The sequence below is a fragment of the Bradyrhizobium sp. genome (genome assembly GCF_016462955.1).
Taxonomy (GTDB): domain Bacteria; phylum Pseudomonadota; class Alphaproteobacteria; order Rhizobiales; family Xanthobacteraceae; genus Bradyrhizobium.
Map to the genome: position 1 here is coordinate 2,249 of NZ_JAEMSD010000373.1, position 4,537 is coordinate 6,785.

Here is a 4,537-nt window from a genome sequence, read left to right on the forward strand (position 1 = left end):
TTTCTATCGCGCGGTGAGCGACAGTCACCCCCTGCCCGGCCCGCTGCACCGTTCTGTCATCCCAATAATCGTGGTTGCCCATGACGGCGTGGACGCCGAGCGGCGCCTTGAGGCCCGCCAGCACGCGCGCCCATTCGGTACACGGAATGATGCGCGTGACCTGATGCAGGCCGGCGACATAATCGCCGAGCAGCACGATGAGGTCGGCGTTCAGGGCGTTGGTACGGTCGACGATGGCCGCGACCCGGTCCAGCGGCATCCAGGGATCGCAGGCGTGGAGATCGGCGATGACGGCGATCTTCAGCGGAAGATCGGCCGGCCACTGCCGCGGCACCGGATGATAACGGGTGACGCGAAGCCGCAGCATCGGCTCGACTCCGACGCCGTAGGCTGCGGTCGAGACACCGAGCGCGGACAGGCCGCCGACGGAACGGAAGAAATGACGGCGCGTGATCATGGAAGCCCGATGTTCATACAGCCTTCTGATGCGGCCCGATTGGAGCGGAATTGGGGTGCGCTGGTGCAGGCCGTCTGCATCTGCGTGCAGAGGCCTGCAAAAACATTACCAGCGGCTTTCGCCAATCAACGCATCCAGCCGCGTCTTCAATTCGTCCGGGACGCGGTAATACCAGACGCCGCCGAGCAGATCGCGAAAACGTTCATTGACACGCGCCTCGCGCTCGATGCGGTCGATCGTTCCGGCGCTGATCACATCTTCGAGGGGACCGGCGGCCAGCAGCGACAGCAATACCGGATTGGCCTCGATCTTCAGAATCTCCAGGATCAGGTCGATCATCCCATCGGGATCGTCCTCGCGCAGGTCGCGCTCGAAATCCATGATCGCGAAGAAATTGTCGTCCTGATCGCGATCGGACCTGGAATATTGCTCGACCCAGGCGCGGGCGAGCGCAGCGGTCGACATGTTGGCGCAATCGAGCGGCTCGCGCGGCGTGCGCTGGGCCAGATGGTCGACCTGCCAGGCCTTGCTGTCGGCGCATGCGGCAAGGCGCGACATCAAGGGATCGTGGGGATCGACATGCACGCCGCCGAGCAGCCAACGCAGCCGATCATTGCGTGCCGCCTCCTGTTCGATGCGCCCGATCACCTCCTCGCCATGCGCGTAGAGCAGCGACAGCAGGAACTTGTCGTTGAGCTGCATCACGGTCGGCTTGTCGGCCTCGGTCCTGAGCACCTCCAGCACGAGATCGAGCGCGGCTTGCGGCCGGCGGTGCGGCAGATGATCGAAATAGAGCTTCAGGGCCCAGACACTGCCGACCTGGTCGCGCCGGCTGACGCGCTGAAGCGCGCACCACATCGCTGCCAGCTCGCTGATCGGCATCGGGTCCAGGAACGCCTCGGTCTCGTCAGGCGTCCGCAGTTGCGGCGCGGCGGCGATGACCTCGAGCAGCCCGGTGTCGTCCGTCGGCCCCATTTCTTCCAGCTCCAATCCGTATTCGTAGACGGCGATGCTGCTCGCCGCACGTTCGGATTAGTGATGGGATCGAAGCGGTCGGTTCACCGCTGGCGGCAGTCAGTCGTCCTCGGACGGGTCGATGCCGAACAAACCGAATTGAGCCGGATCGCGGTTTGGTTCGGCGAGGCCGAGATGGCGGAAGGCATGCGAGGTCAGCAGCCGACCGCGCGGGGTACGCTGGAGATAGCCGCACTGGATCAGATAGGGCTCGATGATGTCCTCGATCGCATCGCGCGGCTCCGACAAGGCTGCGGCCATGGTCTCGACGCCGACCGGGCCGCCGCCATAATTGAGCGCGATGGTCGAGAGATAGCGTCTATCCATTGCGTCGAGGCCGGCCGCATCGACTTCGAGCGCGCTCAGCGCGTGGTCAGCGATCTTGCGGTCGATCTTGTCGGCATCGGCCGCCGAAGCGAAATCGCGCACGCGGCGGAGCAGGCGGCCGGCGATGCGCGGCGTGCCGCGGGCGCGGCGCGCAATCTCGTTGGCGCCATCAGCGCTCATGCCGACATTGAGCACGCGGGCGCCGCGGGTGACGATGCTCTCCAGCTCCTCGATCGTGTAGAAATTCAGCCGCACCGGAATGCCGAAACGGTCGCGCAACGGATTGGTGAGCAGCCCCGCGCGCGTGGTGGCGCCGACGAGCGTGAACTTCGACAGCTCGATCTTCACCGAGCGCGCCGCCGGGCCTTCGCCGATGATGAGGTCGAGCTGGAAGTCCTCCATCGCGGGATAAAGCACTTCTTCGACCGCGGGGCTGAGGCGATGGATCTCGTCGATGAAGAGCACGTCGCGCTCTTCGAGATTGGTGAGGAGCGCTGCGAGATCGCCGGCCTTGGCGATGACAGGGCCCGAGGTGGCGCGGAAACCGACGCCGAGCTCCTTCGCCACGATCTGCGCCAGCGTGGTCTTGCCGAGGCCGGGGGGACCGACGAACAGCACGTGATCCAGCGCCTCGCCGCGCTTGCGCGCCGCCTCGATGAAGATCGAGAGGTTCTTGCGCGCCTGCTGCTGGCCGACGAAGTCGGACAGCGATTGCGGCCGCAGCGCGGTGTCGCCGACGTCGTCGCTGCGGCGCTCGGGCGAGACCATGCGGCTGGCCTTGGGATCGCTCACTTAGCGAACTCCTCGTAGGGTGGGCAAAGGCGCTCTTCGCGCCGTGCCGACCATATCGCTCCGATCGTTCCGAAAGTGGTGGGCACGCTTCCGCCTTCGCTCTGTGTGCTACGGCGGACAAGCCGCTTTGCCCAACCTACGAGTTCGACCATTGACGCGCTCACTTTGCCAGTTCCTTCAGACCAAGCCGAATGAGCTGCGCGGTCTCGGCATTCTCGCCCGCGCTACGCGAGGCCGATGCGATCGCGGCGGCGGCTTGCGGTTGGCCGTAGCCGAGATTGACCAGCGCGGAGATCGCATCGGCAACCGGCCGCGGCGCGCGCTGGTCGTCGACGGCGCCGGCGAGATGCACGACGGCGGGATCGACGTTAGCAAAGGCCGGCGCCTTGTCCTTCAACTCGGTGACGATGCGCTCGGCGACCTTGGGGCCGACGCCGGGCGTCCGCGCCACCGCAGCCTTGTCGCGCAGCGCAATGGCATTGGCGAGATCGGCCGGCGCGAGCGTGCCGAGCACGGCGAGCGCGACCTTGGCGCCAACGCCCTGCACGGTCTGGAGCAGGCGAAACCATTCGCGCTCCTGGTCGGTGCGAAAGCCGAACAGCTTGATCTGGTCCTCGCGGACGTAGGTCTCGATCGACAGCACGGCGGCTTCGCCGGGCGAGGGCAGATGCTGCTGGGTGCGCGAGGAGCAATGCACCTGGTAGCCGACCCCGCCGACGTCGAGGATGACGAAATCCTCGCCGTAGGAATCGATCAGGCCCTTGAGCTTGCCGATCATCTCAAGACCCCGGCTGCGTGAGACACTTCGTTCTCGTCATGGCCGGGCTTGTCCCGGCCATCCACGTCTTTGACATCGGCAGGAAAGAACGTGGATGCCCGGGACAAGCCCGGGCATGACGGCGAGGACGCGTGACGATCAATCATATCCCCACCACCTTCAGCCGCAGCGCGGTGCTCTGGCGATGATGGGCGTGGGTGATGGCGATGGCGAGCGCGTCGGCAGCATCCGCCGACGGCGGCTCGGCCTTGGGCAGCAAAATCTTGAGCATCATCGCGATCTGTTGCTTGTCGGCGTGACCGGCGCCGACCACCGTCTTCTTGACCTGGTTCGGCGCGTATTCGGCGACAGAGATGCCGAACATTGCGGGCGCCAGCATGGCGACGCCGCGGGCCTGGCCGAGTTTCAGCGTGGCAACGCCGTCCTTGTTGACGAAGGTCTGCTCGACCGCAGCTTCCATCGGCTGGTGGTTGGAAAGAACGGCCGCGAGGCCCTCATGGATCGCGAGCAGGCGGCTCGACAGCGGCAAATCGTCCGGCGGCTCCACCGAACCGCAGGCGACGTAGATCAGCCGGTTGCCCTCGGCCTCGATCACACCCCAGCCGGTGCGGCGCAGGCCGGGGTCGATGCCGATGATGCGAACGGGGCCACGAATCGGGAGAGCAGTCATGGGCCAGTGATAGCGGCTGGCCGGACTGAGGGAAACAGAAACAGAACGGAAGTAACAGGGGAAGTGGGCGCGGCCGATCCCTACCCGCCCATCTTCGCCATCAGCGCGTCCGACACCTCGAAATTGGCGTAGACCTGCTGGACGTCATCGTGCTCGTTGAGCAGGTCCATCAGCTTGAGCAGCTTCTCGCCGGTCTCGTCGTCGACCGTCACAGTGTTTTGCGGCTTCCAGATCAGCGCGGCCTTGCGCGGCTCACCGAACTTGGCTTCCAGCGCCTTGGCGACGTCGCGATAGCTTTCGGTCGAGGCGTAGATCTCGTGGCCGCTCTCGCCGGACACCACGTCGTCGGCGCCGGCCTCGATCGCCGCATCCAGCACGGCATCGTCGGAGGCGACGCTGCGGTCGTATTCGATGATTCCGGTGCGGTCGAACATGAAGGAGACCGAGCCGGTTTCGCCGAGATTGCCGCCGGACTTGGTGAAGTAGGAGCGGATGTCGG

At 65.7% G+C, this 4,537-nt stretch carries 5 protein-coding genes and 1 pseudogene; all 6 read right to left on the reverse strand.

Translation table 11 applies throughout. The features are described from left to right. Positions 1-457, reverse strand: a pseudogene (locus tag JHD07_RS28610) (metallophosphoesterase); the annotation flags it as partial. A 105-nt stretch (positions 458-562) separates the two neighbouring features. Next, entirely contained in the window at positions 563-1,432 is an 870-nt protein-coding gene (locus JHD07_RS28615; protein ID WP_291628280.1) for a DUF6869 domain-containing protein, read from the reverse strand. A gap of 99 nt (positions 1,433-1,531) precedes the next feature. After that, complete coding sequence (gene ruvB, locus JHD07_RS28620) at positions 1,532-2,566, reverse strand: Holliday junction branch migration DNA helicase RuvB (protein WP_291628285.1); 1,035 nt, start codon at positions 2,564-2,566, stop codon at positions 1,532-1,534. Between the two features lie 184 nt (positions 2,567-2,750). Then, positions 2,751-3,368: a Holliday junction branch migration protein RuvA gene (ruvA, locus tag JHD07_RS28625; protein ID WP_291628281.1), complete on the reverse strand. Its 618-nt coding sequence runs from the start codon at positions 3,366-3,368 to the stop codon at positions 2,751-2,753. 142 nt (positions 3,369-3,510) lie between these two features. Beyond that, positions 3,511-4,038 (reverse strand): crossover junction endodeoxyribonuclease RuvC, encoded by a 528-nt coding sequence (gene ruvC, locus JHD07_RS28630; RefSeq protein WP_194389887.1) that lies wholly within the window; start codon positions 4,036-4,038, stop codon positions 3,511-3,513. An 80-nt stretch (positions 4,039-4,118) separates the two neighbouring features. Continuing rightward, positions 4,119-4,537, reverse strand: a 419-nt coding sequence (locus JHD07_RS28635; protein ID WP_291628283.1) for a YebC/PmpR family DNA-binding transcriptional regulator, incomplete at its 5' end; no start/stop codon positions are given.

Excerpts from the sequence above, each read along its gene's own strand:
- JHD07_RS28615 (WP_291628280.1), bottom strand. The coding sequence starts at position 1,432 with ATGGGGCCGACGGACGACACCGGGCTGCTCGAGGTCATCGCCGCCGCG.
- ruvB (WP_291628285.1), bottom strand. The coding sequence starts at position 2,566 with ATGGTCTCGCCCGAGCGCCGCAGCGACGACGTCGGCGACACCGCGCTG.
- ruvA (WP_291628281.1), bottom strand. The coding sequence starts at position 3,368 with ATGATCGGCAAGCTCAAGGGCCTGATCGATTCCTACGGCGAGGATTTC.
- ruvC (WP_194389887.1), bottom strand. The coding sequence starts at position 4,038 with ATGACTGCTCTCCCGATTCGTGGCCCCGTTCGCATCATCGGCATCGAC.